Raw genomic sequence first — 20,281 nt, 5'->3', positions numbered from 1 at the left:
GAGGTCCTTTCGTGTCCTGGGCCTCAGCGAAACACGCTCCTCCGGGTTGTCTCGTTGGTCCGGTCCGCTCAGTGGGCCGGTTTCATCCGGGTCAGCACGTCGCGAAGAACGTCGAGCGTTGCTTCCGTACGCGCGTCCGACCCGTAGACCAGGTGCTGGAGCACCAGACCGTCGAGGGCCGCGAACACGAGCGAGGCGACCCGGTTGTCCGGATCGTCGATCCCCAGGGCGCCGAGGGTGCCCGCCACCTGCGCGACGTAGTGGTCGTACAGCTCGGCGACCGGTTCCATCGGGCCGTCGCCGCGGGCCGCGCGCAGCAGGAAGTCGTACTGCAGAAGCTGCCTGTCCCGGGCCTCGGTGATCAGGCCTACGAGGTGGGACCCGAACTCCTCGACGCTGCCGGCTCGCAGACCGGCCTCGGCGGCGTCCCGGCGGGCGGCCCGCTCGAAGGCCTCGGTGAGCATGGCCTCGCGGGTGCCGAAGTAGAAGCGGACCAGGCTGTGCGAGGTGCCGACCAGCGCCGCGACCGACCGGTAGGTGACCTTGTCGTGCCCCTCGGCGCCGGCGATGTGGATGGCCGCGTCGAGCAGCCGCTCCCGTACGGGGGCCTTCTCGTGCCGGTCGCTCATTTCCCAGAATTTACATTGCGGCCTGGACTTGTGACGTCCGGTGGCCACAGAATGTGAATTGTCCACGTGGACAATTCGAGGGGAGGCCGGCGTGCAGGACCATCCGCCGTCCGTGCTGGGCAAGGCGTTTCTGCTGTTCGGAGCGTTCGACGGCGCGCGCACCACGCTCGGGCTGACCGATCTCAGTCGCCGCTCCGGCATTCCGAAGGCCACCGCGCACCGGCTCGCCCAGGAACTCGTCGACCTGAACCTGCTGGAACGGGCCGGGGCCGGATATCAGCTCGGCTGGCGCATGTACGAGCTGGGCCAGCTCGTGCCCGGCCCGGCCAACCTGCGCCACGTCGCCCGCCCGGTGCTGATGGACCTGCACTCGGCGACGCGCGCGGTCGTGCACCTGGCCGTCCCGCACGGCTCGGACACGCTCTATCTGGAGCGGCTCGTCGGCCGGCGCGACGCCCGCCTGCACACGGCCGTCGGCAACCGGCTCCCGCTCTGGTACGCCGCGTCAGGCAAGCTGTTCCTGGCCCACAGCCCCGACGCCGGCCCGCTGCTGGCCGCCTTCGACCGCGGCGACGCCACCCCGCGCACCCACCACAGCGTGCGCAGCGCCGCCCAGCTGCGGGCCCAGATCGCCACCATCCGCGAGCGGCGGTGGTCGGCCGAGCACGAGGAATGCGTCGAGGGCTACAAGTCGTACGCCGTCCCGGTCACCCTCGGCGGCCCGCACAAGGTCGTGGCGGCCGTAGCGGTCACGCTGCCGATCGGCCGCCGGGACGACCAGCAGGTGGTGCGGGCCCTGTGGACGACGGCGGCGCACATCAGCCGCTCGCCCTCGTTAATCGGAGGACAGTCGCCGGCCGCCTGATGAAAATGGGGACCCGTGACCGACTACGGAATCGCCCCGCCGCAGCGACTCGGCAGCACACCCCTCCCCGACGGGCGCCGGCTCGGCTGGGCCGAATGGGGACCACCGACCGGCACCGTCGTCGTGTTCTGCCCGGGCGCCGCGCTGTTCACCGGCGTACGGGGAATCGGTTTCTCGCAGGGTGCTCCGTTCGCGCTGGCCTGCGCGGCGGCCGGAGTGTTCGACGCGGTCGCCGTCGTGTCCGGCACCGACGAGATCGCCCATCCCGCGTTCGAGGGCCGCCGGTCGACATCTGGTACGGCGCCCAGGACACGAGTCCCGTGCACTCCCCCGACTTCGGCGTGACGCTGGCCGGTCGTGTTCGCCACGGGCGTCGCCACCTGCTGCCCGACGCCGGGAGCGCGCTGCTGTGGACGCACACGGAACCCGTCCTGCGCGCCTTGCTGCAGGCCGGGTCCTAAAGTTGGCTCATGCCGCCGTCCTCCGCCGCCACCCCCACCGAGGACGGGCGTTATGTCGTCATCAAGGGACGACGGTGGCGGGCCACCGATCCGGCCATTCCCGACGAGGTGGCCGCGCAACTGCGCAAGGCGTTGATGTCCGCGCGACGCGATGTCGGGGCGGCGCTGCGGGCGGGGTCGGACACGGCGCCGGCGCGGGCCCGGGTTCAGGCGGCGAAGGTGGCTCTGGGCGAGCGGGGCACGCCGTGGTGGGAGCAGTCCGACGACGAGCGGCGGGCGCGCTGGGAGCAGGGACTGCGCGAATTCGACCCCGACTCTTAGCTCTTAGTTGAACGGCGGGCGGTTCACTCCGAAATAGCCGTGGATCTGGGCCGAGCAGACTTCCGTACGGGCCACGATGACGCCGACCGTGAACAGCACGATGATCGAACCGGTGAGGCCCCAGAACAGCTGGTTGGTCCAGTCGAGGAAGGCGAAGAAACCGCACAGCGCGACGGCGAACGCGGTGATGCCGGCCATTGTCTGCAGTTCGCGCAGCAGCGAGTGCAGGGTCCGGTGGGCCTCCACGTGATCGCCGAAATGGGACTGCGGCGACCACTTCTTGGTGATGATCAGGCCGGTCATCGTGCCGAACCAGAACAGGCCCAGCCACAGATTCCAGGCGCGGGCGTCGCCCAGGAAGAACGCGGGCGGAATCTCCAGCCCGGCGATCGCGAACGGCAGGAACGAGTCGAGGAACGACGGCGCCCAGCGGAGCAGCACGCTCATCGTCAGGTACCAGTAGAAGACGACCACGAAGATGAGCAGCGTGGAAATGCTCTGCACGGCGACGAGCAGGCTCGGCTTCTCGAACGTGTTCTCGGCCAGGAGCGCGAGCGCGACACCCTGGATGATGCTGATAATCGTGATGAATCCGCCCGGGGAGATCTCGAGCGAACGGCGGACCAGCACGTCATGGCTCAGGGCCTGAATGCCGTCCCCGCGAACGGCACCAGGAGGCGACGCCTCGACCGGAATCACATACGAATGCCGAGGCGGTGACGGTGTGTAACTCTGCCGATGCCGACGTCGTGGTTTGGTGAGATCAGTTAATTCGGCTGCCACGACCCACATCTTGCACAGCCGGTCAACACCCCATTCCCGTACGCGTAAATGCTCACTTGACTTTTGCCTGAAGCCATATCTGTGCAGCTCAGCGCGTTTCGGACTGATCAATTGGCGAATTGCCGCGGTTGACTGGTCAGGTGAGGCCGGACGGGCCGGAAATGGCAGCTCAATGCCGCATTCACCGCCCGGCCGAATGGTTGACTCGTATTTCCCGGTCACGGAGAGTCCCGATCATGGAAGAGATCACCTCGCCGAGTCCAGTACTCGGTGTCTACAACACGGAGCGTAAACGCGCAAAAGCCGCGAGGTCCCTCAAGCGTCCAGAAAGGAGTCGAGGACGGGCGCGATATCGGCCGAGAACTCGTCGAAGAAGCCGTGCCGGCCCCCCTCGTACAGGTGCATGGTCGCCCCCGGAATGCGCCGCGCGAGCAGGGGCGCGTTGGCCGACGGCACCATCAGATCGTCGGTTCCGTGCAGCACCAGCGTCGGCGCCTGAATCAGCGGCAGCACCTCCCACGCATCATGCCGATTGCTGGCCCGCAGGTGCGCGCGGCTCTCCTCGACGGTCATGCTCGGGTCGCCGAACAGGTGGCTCTCGCCGTCCCAGGCCCCGGTGTAGAACAGCTCGCGCAGCATCGCCCCGCGGTTGTGCGGGTCGGCCAGCCGGCGCCGCACTTCGGCCGAGCGTTCCACCGCATGCGGGCCCCCGGGCGAGGTGCAGGCGAGCACGAGCCGCTCAACCAGCCCCGGATGACGCGCGGCCAGATGCTGCGCGACCCGGCCACCCATCGACGTGCCGTAAACAACCGCCGCGCCGGCGCCGAGGTCGCGCAACACCCACGCCGCGTCCTCGGCGAAGCTCTCGGTCGTCCACTCCCCCACCGGCCCCCGGCTCCCGCCCGTCCCGCGGTAGTCGAAGGTCACGACGCGGAACCGGCTCTCGAAGGTCTCACGCAGCCCGGTCCACCACTCGTGCGAGTTGGCCTGACCCGAGAGCAGAAGCAGCAGCGGCCCGTCCGCAACCCCGCTGACCTGCACAGCCAACGGGAACCCATCCGGCGTCCGAATCACCCCCCGATCTTGCCGTTCCGCAGTGGCAAGCACCATCCGGACACGGACCGGCGGTTCAGCTTCCGGCCATGGTGATGACCAGTTTGCCGCCCTTCGGGCGCTGATCGCGCTCCAGCTCGGTCAGGGCGGAGATCGCCTCGGCCAACGGGACCGTCAGGGCGATGGGCAGGCGCAGGGTCCGGGCCACCTCCTCCAGGTCGGCGGTCACCGGCCGGCCCGTCATCGTCCGGAACGGTCCGGGCAGGACGCTCCTGATCATTTTGGCCGGAGTCGGGACGATGTCGACGATGGTTCCGCCCGGCTTGACCAGCGTCCGGGCCGCGGCGAAGGGAAGCAGGCCGGGCGTGTCGAAGACGAGATCGAACCGTCCGGCGAGGGCGGCCGGGTCGAACCCGAAACCCACGACCGGCTCGACGCCGAGCTCGCGGGCCTCGTCAGTCGCGGTATCACGGCAGCTGCCGGCGACCGAGGCTCCCCGCGCCCGGGCAAACTCGACGGCGGCCCGGCCCACCCCGCCCAGGCACCCGTTGACGAAGACCGCCTGCCCGGGACGGACCTGCGCCGTGGCCTGGTAGGCGGTCACGCCCACGGTCGGCAGCGCGGCGGCTTGCTCATACGAAAGGTCCACAGGTTTGACCACGACCGCGCTCTGCGGGACCGTCACCATCTCGGCGAACGCCCCGGCCTGGCGGAAACGGGCCCCGCCGAGCACCGCGTCGCCGGCCCTCAAGCGGGTGACGCCGGCGCCGACCGCCTCGACGACTCCGGCGAAGTCGTGCCCCATCGCCCGGGGAAAGGAGCGACCGGTCAACAGCTTCATCTCGCCGTTGCGCATCTTCCAGTCCAGCGCGTTGGAAGCCGCCGCCCGGACGGAGACGAGAACCTCATCCGGACCCGGGTGTGGTGGCTCGAACTCGGCGAGCCGCATCACCTCCGGGCCGCCGTAGCGGTCGTACTGGAGGCGCTTCACGAGGCGTATTCGTTCGAGATCTCGGTGGCGTAGTTCTTCCAGAGCGGTTTCATGGTCTCGGCGTTGACCGGCTGCCCGGAATCGATCATGGCCTTGAAGTCGCGGAAGTACTGCACGTACAGGTCCGGCGTGAACGTGTTCAGCATGACCGCGTTCACGTCGCCGACGTTGGCGAACGTGTGCGGCGCCCCGGTCGGCACGATGACCCAGGTGCCCGGCCCGGCGTCGTACTGTTCGTCGCCGACGGTGAACCGGAACGTCCCCGCCAGCACGTAGAAGCCCTCGTCGTGCTGGGCATGGCGGTGCTGCAACGGGCTCGGGGTGCCCGGCGGAATGGTGACCTCGGCGAACCCCAGCCGGTGGTCGGTGTGCTCGCCGTTCTCCAGGATGCGGATCTGCTGCGCCCCGCTGCCGAGGATCTCGCCCTCACCGGGGCGGACGATGTTTACCTTTGCCACGACTTCTCCATTGCTATTGCCTGCCTTGGTCACCACCATCCTGTTCCGAGCCGGCCGTGCGCGTCTTGGTCGTCCGCGCACGGTTGTTGGTTACCAGTGCGCGGGCGTTGTAGCCGTACGTCGTCTTGAAGAGCTTGCTGAAATGGGCGGGGTCGGAGAAGCCCCACCGGGCGGCCACGGCGGTGACCGTGTGTCCGCCTCCGGTCAGCTCGGCCCGGCAGCGCTCGAGGCGGCGGCGCCGGATCAGGGCCGCGACGGTGAGCGGCTGGTCCTCGAACAGCTTGTGCAGCCGGCGTACGGAAATGTGATGGGCGGCGGCGATGCCCAGCGGAGACAGATCGGGATCGGCCAGCCGGGCTTCGATGTAGCCGGCGATCCGGTTCCGCAGCCACTCGTCCGGGGCCGGTTGTTCGTCGCCCAGCCGGGCCTCCAGGGCGACCGCGATCAGCTCGATGACGGCCGCCGCCGACCGCAGCGCCTCCGCCTCACGGAACTCGTTCGCCGACCGCGCTGATTCGCGAGCCAGCACCGAGACGAGAGCGCCCGGACCGTGGCTGCCGTCGATGCGTTGGCCGATGAGCCGGTCGATCTGCGCGGGCCGGATCCGAAGCTCCCGGCGCGGAACCAGGATGGTGACGTGCTCCGCGGCGGTGCTCTCGAACCGGACCGTACGCGTGGGATCGAGCAGCACCAGGTCGGCCGGCCCCAGTTCGGCGTCGCCGCGCCCCTGCTCGATCCGCGTCCGGCCCCGGGTCATCACCTTGACCGCGAGGTTGTCGCCGTCAAGGGCGTCACGCTCCCGCCCGATGCAGGCGCTCTCGGGCGTGCCCAGGGAGACCAGCCGCAGCGGCCCGAGGTCACGGGTGGCGACCCGGCCCCGGAAGCCGGCCCCGGCCAGCTTGTTGACCAGCGGCGGAAAACCGCTGGCGGCCAGCGCGTCCTGGAACGTCTCAAGGTTGCCGATCACGGCGTCAACTGCCTCTATTCGGCGTCAGACATCACTTGGCGCTGAGACGGGCTCCTCGTTGGGGGCCAGCGAGTCCATGAACGAGCTCACCGAGAACACCGCCCGGCCGGCTCCGGCCGGGCCGTACCCGGGCGGGCTGCTCAGGCCGTTGGCCTCCATGACCGCGCGGTAGGTCTCGAGCAGGCGCACGTGGTACTCCAGCGGCGCGCCTTCCGGGTTGGTGCGGCCCAGCGGCGTGGTCGGCTCGGGGCACCAGGTGGTGAACCGGGGCGTGATGCCGCGCGACATGAAGTATTCGAGACCCTCGGCGGTCGACGCGATGGCTTCGTCGACCGTGGTGAAGCCGTGCGGCGCGGCCATCTCAACACCCGCCACGAAGTTCGGGATCACGTTGCGCGGCCCGAAGATCTCGGCCGAGTCGAGGATGCGGCGGTGCCACTCCTCGCGGCCCACGTAACGCTCCTTGCCCGGGCAGTACAGCTCGAACAGCTTCTTGTCCCACACCTCGTAGTTGGGGTGGTAGATCTGGATGCCGTAGTCCTTGAAGCGCTGGACGTCGGCCTTGGGCAGCGCCTGCGCGACGACCTTGCCGATCCAGCGCCCGGGGAACCGCTCCTCGATGGCTTGCGCGTACTGCCCGTAGAAGTCGGCCTCGGTCTTGCCGCCCACGTGCGAGGTGATGCTGCCGCCGGTCAGCGTGTAGGCCTGCGACGTACGCCCGGTGTCGTGCTTGTCGATGATCTCGAGCGCCTCGAGGATCTCGTCGACCGGCTTGACGCCCGTGTAGGGACGGCCGGCCGCCTTGTGCTGGCGCCAGTTGTGGTTGATGTCGCAGTACTGGCACTCCTCCTTGGCGCCGAAATACTGACAGACGCGGAAGGCGGTCAGATAGATCAGGTAGCCCCACTGGATCGTCGGGGCGACCTCCATCACCGACTTGCCGTTGGCCAGCGTGTGCCGGTAGTAGTCCGGCATCGGCGGCAGGCCCACGTCGGCGATCGGCTTGCCGTCCAGGTAGAGACGCATGCGACCGTCGTCGTCGGTCTTCATCCGGTAGGGCGAGCCCGGGTTGGTGCGGACCGACACGACCGTCCGGCGCAGCTCGTAGGGGCCGCCGGTGAGCACGATCTCCTCCGGCGGGCGGCGCAGCGCGGCCGTGCCCAGCTCGGGCAGGGTGCGGTGGTCGAACGAGAAGATGAAATACGACTTCGGTTTGACGTCGCCGTGCTCGTTGTCGGTCAGCGCCGAATCGTCGAAGGCCAGCCCGCCTCGGAGCAGGTCCTCCTTGATGACAGCTTCCCGCGGCACGTGCGGGAACCGCCCCATCAGATCCTCGACGATCTCGGTGCGTGACGTCATGAGCCCCTCCAGATCCACAGCCTCGGTCCCATCCTCTCTCACGGGTCCGACAACTCCCAGCGGCGGGACCGAGGTGAGCCTTCGGTCACGTGCCGCGGACCGCCTGCTTGGTCAGCGGAACGAGGGCCGGGGCGACACTGAGTTCCCGTACGCCGGCCGCCAGCAGACGCGGCAGGACGGCCTCGTCGGCGGCCAGTTCGCCGCAGACCGCCACCAGCACCCGGTCCCCCGCGGCCCGGCAGACGGCCGCGACCAGCTGTTCCACGGCCGGGTCGAGCCCGGTGGCCAGCGCCAGCAGGTCGGCGTTGCCGCGTTCGACGGCCAGCGTGTACTGGGTCAGATCGTTGGTGCCGATGCTGAGGAAATCCACGTACGGGATGAATTCGGACGCCCGGAGCGCGGCCGCCGGCACCTCGACCATCATGCCGACCCGCAGATCCCCGGGCGCCTCCCCGCCGATGGCGTCGTCGAGCATCCGGCGCGCCGCGACCATTTCGCCGACGGTGGTGACCATGGGGAACATCACGCTGACCGGCGTCTCCCGGGCCACGGTGACGATCGCCCGCAGCTGTTCGGCGAACATCTCGGGATGGGCCAGGGAGTGCCTGATTCCCCGTACGCCCAGGAAGGGGTTGGCCTCGGCCGGCGCGGGCAGGTAGGGCAGCGGTTTGTCGCTGCCCGCGTCGAGGGTGCGCAGGGTGATGCGGCGGCCGCCCAGAGCCTGCGCGATCGCGCGATAGACGGCGATCTGCTCGTCGGCGCCGGGCGCGGTTTCGCGATCGAGGAACAGGAACTCGGTGCGCACCAGCCCGGCCAGGTCGGCGCCGTGCTCCGCCGCGACGCCCGCCTCGGCGACCGAACCGATGTTGGCGCCCACATGGATCGTCACGCCGCCCCGGGTGCGGGCCGGTTCTGCGGCCTTTGTCAGGGCTTCGTCGCGGTAGGTCTTCTGCTGCTCGGCTCGCTTGCGGAAGTCTTCCAGCACGTCCGGGCCGGGCTCGGCGACCACCTCGCCGGTGCCGCCGTCCAGGGCGACCAGGACGCCCTCGGCGATCTCGAGCACCTGCGGGCCGGCGCCGACGACGGCCGGGATGCCGCGGGTGCGGGCGAGGATCGCGGCGTGCGAGGTGGGGCTGCCGTTGGCCAGCACCACGCCGGCGATACGGTCCGGGTCGAGTCCGGCGGCCTCGGCGGGCGTCAGATCGGCCGCGATCAGCACGCCCTCGCCCTCGACCGCGGCGGCGGCCACACCGAGCAGCGCCCGCAGGACCTGCGCCGACACCGCGCGTACGTCGTCGGCGCGGCCGCGCAGGTAGGCGTCGGGCAGGGCGTCGAACTCGGCGGCGACCCGCTCGGTGGCGTCGCGCCAGGCGGCCGGGGCGGTCGCGCCGCGCTCGACCCGGGCGCGGGTGTCGTCGAGCAGGGCGTCGTCGTCGAGCAGCATGAGGTGGGCCTGGAAGATGTCCCCGGCCAGCCGGCCGATCTCGCGCCGGGCCGTGGTCAGAGCCTCGTCGAGCCGCCGCAGCTCCGCCTCGCTGCCCCGGGACGGCTCGTCGGGCACCTCGAGCGCCACTTCGTGCGGGCGGAGCGCGGGCCCGACAGCGATTCCGGGCGAGGAGGCGACGGCGGTCCCGGCGGCCTGGGCGGGGGCTTCGCCGAACGAGTCGGCGGCCAGGGCGACGAACCGGTCGACGGCCTCCCGAGCTTGATCGCCCGAGGCGCGTACGGCCAGGTCGTGGCCCTTCAGCACGCCCAAGGTGGCCACCCGGGTGAGGCTGGACGCCGGGACCCAGGCGGAACCCGTGGTCTCGTTGCGCAGCTCGACCAGCGCGTCGAACGGGCGCAGCTCGGTCACCAGGCGGGCGGCCGGGCGCGCGTGCAGGCCGTGCGGATTGAGGACCCGGACCACGACCGGCGGCGCCGCTGACCCCGTACGGGAAACTGGTGGCAAAGACGACCCGAAGTGGGCTTCCTTGCCCGCCAGCCCGGACAGCGCCTCGGCGGCCACCTCGTCCCGCGAACCACCCGAACCGGCCGTGACCGCCGCGGCGACCAGGCCCTCGACCAGCGGCGCCGGGCACAGCACGACCCGCTCCCGCAAGTCGTCGTCGAGCAGTTCGAGGGCCGTCTCGGCGGAGAGGACGGCGCTGCCGAGGTCCATGAGCACGACCACGCCGTCCCCGCCGTCGGCGGCCGCCATCGCCTCGCTGATCGCCACCGCGTCGGTTCCGAAGGTCGCCTCGTCCAGCCCCGCGGCGATCTCGATGGCGACCGGCCGTCCCTGCGTCATCTCGGCCGCGAGGGCCACCGCGGACCGGGCCAGGGGCCGGCTGTGACAGACCACCACCAGCCCGACGGTCATCCGGCGGCGCCCAGCGTCGACACGGCCGCCCGCATCAGCAGGGTCACCGAGGTCGCCCCCGGGTCGGGATGGCCGGCGCTGCGCTCGCCCAGATAGCTGGCCCGGCCCTTCCGCGCGACCAGCGGGATCGTCGCTTCCCGGCCCTTACCGGCGGCGTCGGAGGCGGCTTGCAGCGTCGCCTGCAGGCCGGAACCCGACTCGGCGGCGGCCTCGAGCGCCTCCACGGCCGGGGTCAGCGCGTCGACCATCGTCTTGTCGCCGGGCGCGGCCTTGCCCCGGGCCACGACGCCGTCCAGACCGGCCCGCAGCACCTTCGCGAACCCGGCCCCGTCCAGCACCGAGTCGGCCGCGGCCGACATGCGCAGGAACGCCGTGCCGTAGAGCGGCCCGCTGGCCCCGCCGACCTTGCTGATCAGGGTCATGCCGACCTTCTTGAACAGTGCCGACGGCGTGTCCGGGGGCGATTCGTCGAGAGCCGCCACCACCGCGGTGAGCCCGCGGTCCATGTTGACTCCGTGGTCGCCGTCCCCGATGGCCGAGTCGAGCGCGGTGAGCTCGTCCCGGTTCTCCGCGATCAGGCGGGCGAACTCGCGGATCCAAGCGGTGAGCGCCGTCGTGTCCACCGGCGTCAGACCCCGCGCCGCAGGGCCGGCGTGTTGACGGGCGCGTCCCACAATCGCAGCAGCTCGTCGTCGGCCTTGAGGAGCGTGACCGAGCAGCCGGCCATGTCGAGGCTGGTGATGTAGGGCCCCACGAGCGACCGCGCGACCGGGATCCCGTTCTTGGCCAGCAGCTGGCTGACCTCGTTGAACATCACGTACAGCTCGATCAGCGGGGTGGCGCCCATCCCGTTGACGAACGCGATCACGCCGTCGCCCCCGGTGAAGTCGAGGTCGCTCAGAATGGGGCTGACCAGCATCTCGGCGATCTCGTTGGCCGGCGCGAGCGGCACCCGCCGCCGTCCGGGCTCACCGTGGATCCCGATGCCGATCTCCATCTCGTCGTCGGGCAGATCGAACGTCGGCCGTCCCGAGGAGGGCACGGTGCACGAGGTCAGAGCCAGACCCATGCTTCGCGCGTGCGAGTTGACCTTGCGCGCGACCTCGGCCACCTCGCTCAGCGGCCGGCCCTCCTCGGCCGCGGCCCCGGCGATCTTCTCGACCAGCACGGTGGCCCCCACCCCGCGCCGCCCGGCCGTATAGAGGCTGTCCTGCACCGCCACGTCGTCGTCGATCACCACCGCGGTCACCTCGGTGCCGCTGTCGGCCGCCACCATCTCGGCCGCGAGCTCGAAGTTCATGACGTCACCGGTGTAGTTCTTGACGATGTGCAGCACCCCCGCGCCACCGTCGACCGCCTGCGTGGCCGCCATCATCTGATCCGGCACCGGCGACGTGAAGACCTCCCCCGCGCACGCCGCGTCGAGCATGCCCGGCCCGACGAACCCACCGTGCAACGGCTCGTGCCCCGAGCCACCCCCGGACACCAGACCGACCTTTCCCCGTACGGGGGCGTCGCCGCGCACGATGACACGATTCTCGAAGTCGACACGCAGCTCCGGGTGAGCGGCCGCAATTCCGTGCAGCGCGTCGGCGATGACGTTAGCGGGATCGTTGATGAGCTTCTTCATGGTGGCTCCTCACCGCTGGGGACCGGCCTTCCGTCCTCAAGCTACGCCGGAGATCGCTCCGTTACGACCCCGTCACGCGACGTTCCACCAGGGCTCCGGTCGAGGGAGTCTGCGCCTTCGGGGGATGCCGGAGCTTGACCAAAGGTCGCAAGATGTCGCCAAGGGGGCATCGATGGGTCGAACGGTACGGCGCTGGCTGATTGTGGTGGGCGGTGTCGGGCTCACGGCGTCGTTGTTGTTCGCGGCCCCGGTGCCGGCCGTGGGCGGCGGGCGGGTGATCAAGCGGATCCCGTACGCGCCGGCCGAGCCCGCGGAGAGCGCCGGGCATCTGCTCGACCTCTATCTGCCGCGGCGCACCGGGGAGCCGACGCCGCTGGTCATCTGGTCGCACGGGTCGGGCTGGCTGTCCGAGAACGGGCGGGACGGCGCGGACGTGGTGGCGGCCCGGCTCAACGCGCGCGGGTATGCGGTGGCCGGCGTGGCCATCCGGTCCAGCGCCCACGCGCAGTTCCCGGGCCAGCTCAACGACATCAAGGCCGCGATCCGGTTCCTGCGGGCCAACGCCGCGCGGTTCCGCCTCGACCCGGACCGGATCGGCATCATGGGTGAGTCGTCCGGCGGCTGGACGGCCGCGATGGCCGCGGTCACGGGCAGCGGCGATCCGGCGACCCGGGTCGGCGCGGCGGTCGCGTTCTATCCGCCGACCGACTTCCTGCGGATGGACGAGGCGATGCTCGACGGCTGCCGCCCGTTCAACGAGCCGTTCGGCCTGACCGACTGCCACGCCGACGCGCGCTCCCCCGAGTCGCTGCTGCTCGGCCATCCGATCACGACGCGTCCCGATCTCGTGGCCCGGGCCAACCCCATCTCGTACGTCTCCGAAGCCGACCCGCCCCTGCTGATCCTGCACGGCCAGCAGGACACCCTGGTCCCCTGGCAGCAGGGCCGCCTGCTCTACGAGGCCGCCCACAACGCCACCCTCGTGCTGCTGCCCAACGGTCATCACGCCCAGTGGAACGGCTTCCTGACCGACCCGGCCATCAACGCCGGCGCCCACGAGTGGAGGTCCGGCCACGACGGCCCGGTTCAGCTGTCGTGGGATTACGTCACCGACTTCTTCGACCGCCACCTGCAATAACCCACCGCAGACGTACGCCTCGTCGAGCGCGGCAACCGCGCCGGGGCCGAACCCGCTGTGACGGCGACCTCCGCGAAACTCCGGGCCGTAGCGCCCGACCGGCCTGGCCGGTGGCGGAAGCCGGGCCCGCACCCCCGCCAGGGCACGGGCCCGGCCGTCATGCGGCCGCCTGCTCGTGGTTGGCCGTCATTCGGCCGCCTGCTCGTGGTCGGCCGTCATTCGGCCGCCTGCTCGTACGTGGCCGCCTTACGGTCGAACGCGCAGTCCTCCGTCGAGTCGTCCGGCCCGGGCGGCATCTTGGAGACGGCGGCCCGGCAGTAGGCGAACTGGCCCTCGAGGCTGGGGTGATAGCTGGTCCGCTTCTGCTGCTTGGCCCGTGGATCGGCCGGGAACTGCACCGCGTTGATCCACTTGTCGCCGCCACAGATCCGGTGACTGTCCTCGAACTCGTCCACCGTCGGCGCGAAAGCCACCGAGGTGCTGGAGCCATTCGCGCGCAAGTACTCGTTGGCCGCCTCCACCTGCCTGCTGATCGCCTCGTTGGCCTGCGCGGCCAGCCCGTTCAACCACTGGGCGTCCTCGTATTTGACCCAGTACGTCACAACCGGAACCACCGAGCCCACATGGCAGGTACGCAGCGGCCCGACCTTCCGGTATCCGCCCTTGGCCTCGGCGAACATCTTCGGGTAGCCGGTGACGATCAGCTGCCCGCCCGGCGCCATCGCACGAGCGATGTTCACGTAGATCTGGTTCAGCTGCATCCGGCCGGGCCGTTCGCGATCGCTGATCCAGAAGGTGGAGGGTCCGTTCAACGGGGCCTTCAGGCCGCTGGTGCTCAACCTGTCCAGACCCGTGGCCGCCCAGTCCTGCGGTTCCTTCTTCTGCCGGCAGTCGTAGTGACCGCTGCTCAGACCGGACGTACAGCTCTTGAGGAGGTTCACGAAGTTGGCGTCGTTGCCGCCGATCGACAGGGTCGCCAGCGTCGTCGTCCGGTCGACGGAGTCGATCTGCGGAGGTTCGACGGGGGCGCCCGCGTTGGTGTAGCCGTCGTTGTCGTTGAACAGGTCGGTGCCCTCGGCGCCCGAGCAGGCGGCCAGGGTCATGTCGTCGACCAGCCCGCGTTTCTTGGCCGCCGCGAAGACGCCGTACGCCCAGGAACTGACCGACCGATGGCAGCCCGTGCTGGTACGCCCGCCCGAGGCCGGGTCCGGCATCGTGCTGCTGCCACCCGTCCGTTCGGTGTACTTCTCGAACAGGTGCTCCACCGCCCCCTCACCGGATGCGAACGAGTCACCGAGCGCCACGTAACGACGGGTGGAGTTGCCAGACTTCCAGTCCTTGACCTCCTGCACGGCCGACTCCGTGCCGGTGCCGGCGGTGAATCCCGCGTAGACGTTCCCGGTCGGGAGCTCCGTCTCCGCCGGAATCTTCGCGCTCAGCACCGGCTGGCCCGGCTTGTCGGCCGACTGGCTGACATAGACGTCGACGGTTCGGGTGCCGGCCTCGTAATTGATCCACGTACTGAATTCGCCGCCCGTCAGATCGAATCCCGGGTCGGCGGTTTTCACATGCGAACTGACCTGGCCGCCGACAATGAGCCCGACATGGTTGCCATCGGGGTCGAAGTCATTCTTGTAGATATCGAATTCGACGCCAAAGCTGGGGGTGATCCCGGTGTATCCGAGGTCGATCCCGGGTGCGCCGACCGCCTCGGTGCCGGCGGCCTGGAGCACGAAGACGATGCCGTCGGCACGACCGCTGGAGGCCGCCATGCTGAGCCGGGCCGAGGTCTCGAACGTGCCCGAAAGCGAGACCGGTTCAGTGTCCCAGACCGCCCCGGCCTGCCACAATTCCCCGTTCGTGAGCCGCACCACGCCGTCGGCGACCGAGGCTGAGCCGACCGCCGCCAGGGGTCCCGGATCGGCCTGGGCGGGCCCGCCGAGCAAGGAGCCGGTCAGGATACCGACGATCGGTATCGCCATTCTTGCCAATCGCATAAAGTTCCTCACTTAAAAGAGAGCCGTGAAGAACGTTAACGCCGGGCGGCACTATTCGGATATCCCGCGCGCGACCCCCGCGAAAGGGACGGGCGGACTAATCATTCCGAAGGCTCAGACGGCCGCGATGGCTTCGGCCGACAGCCTGGCGACCGAGGCCCAGTCACCCGCGGCGAGGAGTTTCCGGGCGACCATCCACGTGCCGCTCACGGTGCGGATCGCCGGGAGGGACAGGTAGTCGCGGAGCGTGGTCAGGCTGACGCCGCCCGACGGGACGAAGCGCATGCCGGGGAACGGCGCCGACAGGGCCTCGATGTAGGCCGGGCCGCCGAGCAGACCCGCCGGGAACAGCTTGACCTCGTCCAGGCCCAGAGCGACCGCGGCCATCAACTCGGATGGGGTGGCCACGCCGGGGAGGATGTCGACCCGGTGTTCGCGGGCCCGTCCGACCACCGCCTCGGACAGCCCGGGGCAGACGATGAACTCGGCGCCGGCCTCGACGACCTGGTCGACGTGCTCGGGGGTCAGCACCGAGCCGGCACCGACCCGCAGGCCCTCGACCGCGCGGGCCCGGCGGATGCCCTCCAGGCCGGCCGCCGTGCGCAGGGTGATCTCGACGCTGTCGATGCCACCGGCCAGCAAGGCCTGGCCCAGCGGGACGGCCTGGCCGGGTTCGTCCAGCACCACCACGGGCAGGATCGGGCTGCTCATCGGATCACCTCTTTGCATGGGCACGGACGGCTACGCGGCGAACGGTAACAACCAGCGCTCACCAGTCGTGCATGGAGCCGTCGAGGCGCCGCGCCACGGGCAGATACTTCGGCTCGTACGGGAAACGCTCGGCCGCCGCGTCGTCGTATTCGATGCCCAGGCCCGGCGCCTCGGATGGGAACAGCATGCCGCCGGACAGCCGGGGCGTGCCGCGGAAGACCTCGTACGTCTCGGGGGTGTGGCCCATGTGTTCCTGGATGCCGAAGTTGGGCACCGAGATGTCGACGGCCACGGCCGCGGCGGTGGTCACCGGGGACAGGTCGGTGGCGCCGTGCGAGCCGGTGCGCACCTGATAGAGCGCGGCGAGGTCGAAGATGCGGCGCAGGTGCGTGATGCCGCCGGCGTGCACGACCGTGGTGCGTACGTAGTCGATGAGCTGCTCGGTGATCAGCGACCGCACGTCCCAGATCGAGTTGAGCACCTCACCGGTCGCGATCGGGGTCGTCGTGTGCTGCCGGATCAGCCGGAACGCCTCCTGGTTCTCGGCCGGGGTCGGGTCCTCCATCCAGAACAGGCGCAGCTCCTCGACGCTCCGCCCGAACCGGGCCGCCTCGATCGGGGTGAGCCGGTGGTGCACGTCGTGCAGCAGGTGCAGGCCGAAGCCGAACTTCTCGCGCACCTTGGCCAGACAGCCCGGGGTGAAGTCGAGGTAGGCCTCGGTGCTCCACGCCTGCTCGTCGGGCAGCGCGGTCGACGCGGGCTCGTAGAAGGCCCCCTTTCGCACGCCGTAGCTGCCGCTCAGCCCCGGAACGGCGGCTTGGGCCCGGATCGCCCGAAAACCCTTTTCCGCGTACGCCGCCACGTCGTCGAGCAGTTCGTCCACACTGCCGCCGCTGGCATGGCAGTAGACCAGCACGCCGTCCCGCGAGCGCCCGCCGAGCAGCTGGTAGACCGGCAGCCCGGCAACCTTGCCCTTGATGTCCCACAGCGCGACGTCGACCGCCGCGATCGCCGTCATCGTGACCGGCCCGCGCCGCCAGTAGGCGCCCTTGTAGAGGTATTGCCAGGTGTCCTCGATGCGCGCCGGGTCACGCCCGATCAGCAGCGGCACCAGGTGCTCCCGCAGGTAGGCCGCCACGGCCAGTTCCCGCCCGTTGAGCGTGGCGTCGCCCAGCCCGGTGACGCCGTCGGAGGTGGTGATCCGCAACGTCACGAAGTTGCGCCCCGGCGAGGTGACCAGCACCTCGGCGCGCTCGATCGTGGCCATCGGACGGCTCCTTCCGATGCCTTGTATACAAGTGCCGCGCGCCAACGCTGTCAAGGCCGCGGCATAGACGTCGATGAGTTCCATCGCGGCGCTTCACCAGGTGAGGCCGGCGGCCCGGGCGCAGTCGACGCTTTGGATTCCGCCTGCGTGCGGCCCGCTGCCGGCGCCCTTCACCGGCGGGCACCGGAGAATCAAGGCAGCACCGGGCCCAGGGCCGCGGCGACCGTCGAGGTCAGGCGTCGGTCGTGGGCCGCGTACAAGGTGGGCAGCGAAAGCACCTGTTCACCGGCGTAGGCGAAGCCGTCGATGTCGAGCAGGGCCATCGGCTCGCCCGCGCGGAGGACGGCCCAGAAACGGGCCGCCGGAGTCTCGTAGTACGGATCGTTGGGCTGCTCGATCCGAGCCCGCTGAGCGGCGATCGGGAAGGGCCGGACGTACTCCTCCCGCAGGCCCCCGCCGTACGAGTTGTCCTCCCAGATGCTGCGGACGTCCCACGGCCGTTTGTCGGTGGGGCCGAGCGCCAGAATGTCGGCGATCGCGCGGAAACAGAGCACCGCCGGTGTCGAGGACGGGGTCCGGGCCGGTGAGTCGAGACCCGCGGCCCGCTCCAGTTCGGCCAGCAGGTCGGCGTGCCCGGCCGGCGGCAGCAGCTCCGCGATCGGCGGCGGACGGTATCCCTCGCTGTTGGCGCTGAACAGGCCGTCCTCCGAGACGGACATCAGCATCTGCCCGTCGCGATGCAGGCTGAGGTACAAGCAGCCCTCGGCGCCGGGCTGAATCTCGAGCACCCGCAGGCCGGGATGGCGGCGCACGAGCGCGGCGATCAGCGACCACGACTGCATCCGCACGAGCGGGCCGGCCGACATTCCCGCAGCGTATCGCCCATCGGCGCCGGCCCGCGGCGAAAGCGACCCGAGCCGCCCGCACGAATACCGGCCGCGCACGCACCGCACGCGGGCATCGCGGGCTGGAAGGCGGCGGCTGCCCCAAATCGTGTGGGGCCGGGTCAGATGGTTCCGCCGTTGGAGGCCAGGATCTCGCGGACCCGTTCCTTGGCCAGCTCGCAGTATTCGATGGCGCCGCGGCGGGCCGCCTCGGGGTTGCGGTCGGCCACGCCGGTGACCAGGCGGCCCTGGGCCTCGACGAACTTCTGTGATGTCTCCGGTGTCACGCCGAAGGAGCGGGTCATGACGTTCTTGATGCCGAGGCGGCCGAAAGTGGCGGTCAGCAACGGGTTGCGGGCCAGCGAAACCAGGTATTCGTGCAGGGCGTAGTTGGCGTCGAGGTAGCCGTGGAAGTCGACGAAGCGCTCGCCCACCAGCAAAGCCGCCATGGTGTCGAAACGGCGGCGGAGTTCGGCCACCTCGTCATCGGTGACACGGTCGAGGGCCAAAGCCAGAACGCCCAGCTCGACCGTCAGGCGGGCGTCGAAGGTCTCGTCGGAGGTCCGCACGTCGAGCGGGGCGATCACGTAGCCGCGGTCGGTGTCGCGGCGCACCAGGCCGTCGGACGAGAGGCGGGTGAGCGCATAGAAGGCGGCCGCCTGGTCGACGCCGAGGCGGGCGGCCAGGTCTTCCAGCGGCAGGGCCTGGTCGGCGGCGTACGCGCGGCTGAGTACCAGCTCGCGGGCCCGGCCGTAGACCTCGTCGTCCTTGGCGAAGGCGAACCGGCCGAACCCGCCGCGGAAATAGGTGAGCGGCTGGCCCTTGCCGGCGGTCGCGGACCGGACGTGGCCCAGGAAGATCGTGTGCGTGCCACCGGTGACACGCTCGACGACCTCGCACTCGATGTGGGCCAGCGCGTCGCTGAGCAGCGGCAGCCCGAGCGTTCCGGCATGCACGGCGACCCCGCGGAACTTGTCGGGGCCGGGCGACGCGAACTGACGGGCGAGTTCGCCCTGGCCGTCGCCGAGCACATTGACGGCGTACCGGCCGGAAGCAGTGACCGCCCCGGCTGTGGGCACGGCGTTGTTGATGCAGGCGAGCATCATCGGCGGGTCGGCCGACAGCGATGTCACCGAACTCGCGGTCATGCCGTGCCGGTGGTCGGCGGTGCCGGTCGTGATGACGGTGACCCCGCTGGCGAGGTGTCCCACGACGTGCCGGAAATGCGCTGCGTCCATGGGGCCATCGAATAACGCCTCCCGCCCGTACGGAGTGTCCGGCGCCGTCACTGTCGCGCCCGGATGTGACGGCTCGCGTCAGTGCCCCGTACGGGCGGGAAGGTCTTGACTGCAGGGGTGATCAAAGCAGCGGTGGCCGGCCTCGGATGGTGGGGCCAGAAGATCGTCGACGACCTGGCCTCAAGTGAGGAGATCCGGGTCGTGCTCGGCGTGGACCCCTCCCGCGAAGCCCGGGACCGGCTGTCCGGCGTGCGCACGGCCGCCTCCTTCGACGAGGCGCTCGCGGATGACGAGGTCGAGGCGGTCATTCTCTGTACGCCGCACGGCCGGCACGCCGAGCAGATCGTCGCGGCGGCGGGCGCGGGCAAGCACGTCTTCTGCGAGAAGCCGCTGACCACCGACGGCCAGGAGGCGCGCGCCGCCGTGGCCGCGGTCGAGAAGGCGGGCGTCCAGCTCGGCATCGGCCACGAACGGCGTTTCGAGCCGGCCGTCCAGTTGCTGCGCGACATGTGCGGGAACGGCGAGCTCGGCGTGCCTCTGGTGTTCGAGGGCAACTTCAGTCAGGACAAGTTCCTGGCGCTGCCGCCGGACAACTGGCGGCTGTCCGCGACCGACGCGCCGGTGGGCCCGCTCTCGGCGACCGGCATCCACCTGGTCGACCTGGCGATCGCCGTGTTCGGCCGGCCGGTCGAGGTGTGGGCGCGGCTGGGCACGAATGCCACGTCGTTCGCGAACGGCGACACGCTGACGGTCACGCTGGGCTTCGAGAACGGGCGTACGGCCCTGATCACGGCCATCCTGACGACACCGTTCGCGGGCCGCGTGACGGTGCTGGGCTCGCGGGGCTGGATGGAGATTCGCGATCGCAACCACCCCGAGCGGCCACGCGGCTGGGACGTCACGACCGTGTTCCGGGGTGGCGAGCCGTCGTCCGAGTTCTATCCGCCGCACCCCTCGGTGCGAGCCAACCTCGAGGCCTTCGCGGCGGCGGCCGAGGGCCGGGCGCCCTACCCCGTCCCGTACGAGGAAATGCTGGCCAACGCGGACGCCTTCGAGGCCATCACCCGCTCGGCCCGCAGCGGCCGGATCGAGCGCCTCCGCGGAAAGTAGGCCGTATTCCCCGCCGTAGACCCTCGCGATGACACCGTTGACATAGCGCCGCGTTCG

General features: G+C 70.4%; 20 protein-coding genes. 5 read left to right on the top strand and 15 right to left on the bottom strand.

Features of this window, described 5'->3' with window-relative positions; genetic code table 11:
* Positions 1–68: 68 nt before the first annotated feature.
* Entirely contained in the window at positions 69–629 is a 561-nt protein-coding gene (locus ACZ3I4_RS41075) for a TetR/AcrR family transcriptional regulator (protein WP_465387545.1), read from the bottom strand.
* Between the two features lie 91 nt (positions 630–720).
* Between ACZ3I4_RS41075 and ACZ3I4_RS41070 the strand changes: the two genes are divergently transcribed.
* From ACZ3I4_RS41070 to ACZ3I4_RS41060, 3 genes are all read left to right on the top strand, one after another.
* Positions 721–1,494 carry an IclR family transcriptional regulator gene (locus ACZ3I4_RS41070; RefSeq protein WP_465387544.1) on the top strand — a complete coding sequence of 258 codons (774 nt, stop codon included), beginning with the start codon at positions 721–723 and terminating at the stop codon, positions 1,492–1,494.
* A 15-nt stretch (positions 1,495–1,509) separates the two neighbouring features.
* Positions 1,510–1,839: a hypothetical protein gene (locus ACZ3I4_RS41065; RefSeq protein ID WP_465387543.1), complete on the top strand. Its 330-nt coding sequence runs from the start codon at positions 1,510–1,512 to the stop codon at positions 1,837–1,839.
* Between the two features lie 125 nt (positions 1,840–1,964).
* Positions 1,965–2,276, top strand: coding sequence for a hypothetical protein (locus tag ACZ3I4_RS41060; RefSeq protein ID WP_465387542.1), 312 nt, complete (start codon positions 1,965–1,967; stop codon positions 2,274–2,276).
* Between the two features lie 3 nt (positions 2,277–2,279).
* Here the strand turns inward: ACZ3I4_RS41060 and ACZ3I4_RS41055 are convergent, their stop codons facing one another.
* The 9 genes from ACZ3I4_RS41055 to dhaK form a co-directional block, all read right to left on the bottom strand.
* Positions 2,280–2,975, bottom strand: a complete 696-nt coding sequence (locus ACZ3I4_RS41055; protein WP_465387541.1) for a hypothetical protein — start codon at positions 2,973–2,975, stop codon at positions 2,280–2,282.
* Between the two features lie 399 nt (positions 2,976–3,374).
* Positions 3,375–4,133, bottom strand: a complete 759-nt coding sequence (locus ACZ3I4_RS41050) for an alpha/beta fold hydrolase (protein WP_465387540.1) — start codon at positions 4,131–4,133, stop codon at positions 3,375–3,377.
* Between the two features lie 55 nt (positions 4,134–4,188).
* Complete coding sequence (locus tag ACZ3I4_RS41045) at positions 4,189–5,103, bottom strand: NADP-dependent oxidoreductase (RefSeq protein ID WP_465387539.1); 915 nt, start codon at positions 5,101–5,103, stop codon at positions 4,189–4,191.
* On the bottom strand, positions 5,100–5,561 hold the full coding sequence (locus ACZ3I4_RS41040) for a cupin domain-containing protein (RefSeq protein ID WP_465387538.1): 462 nt from the start codon (positions 5,559–5,561) through the stop codon (positions 5,100–5,102). The genes ACZ3I4_RS41045 and ACZ3I4_RS41040 overlap by 4 nt, the downstream gene beginning before the upstream one ends.
* 13 nt (positions 5,562–5,574) lie before the next feature.
* The gene (locus ACZ3I4_RS41035; RefSeq protein ID WP_465387537.1) at positions 5,575–6,528 is read right to left on the bottom strand and encodes an AraC-like ligand-binding domain-containing protein; all 954 of its coding nucleotides are present in this window, start codon (positions 6,526–6,528) and stop codon (positions 5,575–5,577) included.
* A 24-nt stretch (positions 6,529–6,552) separates the two neighbouring features.
* A complete protein-coding gene (locus tag ACZ3I4_RS41030; protein ID WP_465387536.1) occupies positions 6,553–7,887 on the bottom strand; it encodes a radical SAM protein in 1,335 nt (444 codons plus the stop codon).
* 85 nt (positions 7,888–7,972) lie between these two features.
* Complete coding sequence (gene ptsP / locus ACZ3I4_RS41025; protein ID WP_465387535.1) at positions 7,973–10,249, bottom strand: phosphoenolpyruvate--protein phosphotransferase; 2,277 nt, start codon at positions 10,247–10,249, stop codon at positions 7,973–7,975.
* Positions 10,246–10,872 carry a dihydroxyacetone kinase subunit DhaL gene (dhaL, locus tag ACZ3I4_RS41020; protein WP_465387534.1) on the bottom strand — a complete coding sequence of 209 codons (627 nt, stop codon included), beginning with the start codon at positions 10,870–10,872 and terminating at the stop codon, positions 10,246–10,248. The genes ptsP and dhaL overlap by 4 nt, the downstream gene beginning before the upstream one ends.
* Before the next feature lie 5 nt (positions 10,873–10,877).
* Complete coding sequence (dhaK, locus tag ACZ3I4_RS41015; protein ID WP_465387533.1) at positions 10,878–11,879, bottom strand: dihydroxyacetone kinase subunit DhaK; 1,002 nt, start codon at positions 11,877–11,879, stop codon at positions 10,878–10,880.
* Positions 11,880–12,051: 172 nt separating this feature from the next.
* On the opposite strand from dhaK, the gene ACZ3I4_RS41010 reads away from it, so the two are divergent.
* Entirely contained in the window at positions 12,052–13,017 is a 966-nt protein-coding gene (locus ACZ3I4_RS41010; RefSeq protein ID WP_465387532.1) for an alpha/beta hydrolase fold domain-containing protein, read from the top strand.
* Positions 13,018–13,232: 215 nt separating this feature from the next.
* On the opposite strand, the gene ACZ3I4_RS41005 is transcribed toward ACZ3I4_RS41010, so the two are convergent.
* The 5 genes from ACZ3I4_RS41005 to ACZ3I4_RS40985 form a co-directional block, all read right to left on the bottom strand.
* Positions 13,233–14,999 carry a lectin-like domain-containing protein gene (locus tag ACZ3I4_RS41005; protein WP_465387531.1) on the bottom strand — a complete coding sequence of 589 codons (1,767 nt, stop codon included), beginning with the start codon at positions 14,997–14,999 and terminating at the stop codon, positions 13,233–13,235.
* A 129-nt stretch (positions 15,000–15,128) separates the two neighbouring features.
* Positions 15,129–15,725 (bottom strand): bifunctional 4-hydroxy-2-oxoglutarate aldolase/2-dehydro-3-deoxy-phosphogluconate aldolase, encoded by a 597-nt coding sequence (locus tag ACZ3I4_RS41000; RefSeq protein WP_465387530.1) that lies wholly within the window; start codon positions 15,723–15,725, stop codon positions 15,129–15,131.
* Between the two features lie 58 nt (positions 15,726–15,783).
* Entirely contained in the window at positions 15,784–16,992 is a 1,209-nt protein-coding gene (manD, locus tag ACZ3I4_RS40995; RefSeq protein ID WP_465387529.1) for a D-mannonate dehydratase ManD, read from the bottom strand.
* 191 nt (positions 16,993–17,183) lie between these two features.
* Entirely contained in the window at positions 17,184–17,858 is a 675-nt protein-coding gene (locus ACZ3I4_RS40990) for a TY-Chap2 family putative peptide chaperone (RefSeq protein ID WP_465387528.1), read from the bottom strand.
* A 140-nt stretch (positions 17,859–17,998) separates the two neighbouring features.
* Positions 17,999–19,114 (bottom strand): flavin reductase, encoded by a 1,116-nt coding sequence (locus tag ACZ3I4_RS40985; protein ID WP_465387527.1) that lies wholly within the window; start codon positions 19,112–19,114, stop codon positions 17,999–18,001.
* Between the two features lie 117 nt (positions 19,115–19,231).
* Between ACZ3I4_RS40985 and ACZ3I4_RS40980 the strand changes: the two genes are divergently transcribed.
* A complete protein-coding gene (locus ACZ3I4_RS40980) occupies positions 19,232–20,224 on the top strand; it encodes a Gfo/Idh/MocA family protein (RefSeq protein WP_465387526.1) in 993 nt (330 codons plus the stop codon).
* Positions 20,225–20,281: the final 57 nt, after the last annotated feature.

It is taken from the genome of Actinoplanes sp. NPDC021490 (assembly GCF_055562135.1).
Note: the sequence above shows the minus strand (reverse complement) of the source record. Positions and strands in the feature narration are given on the sequence as shown.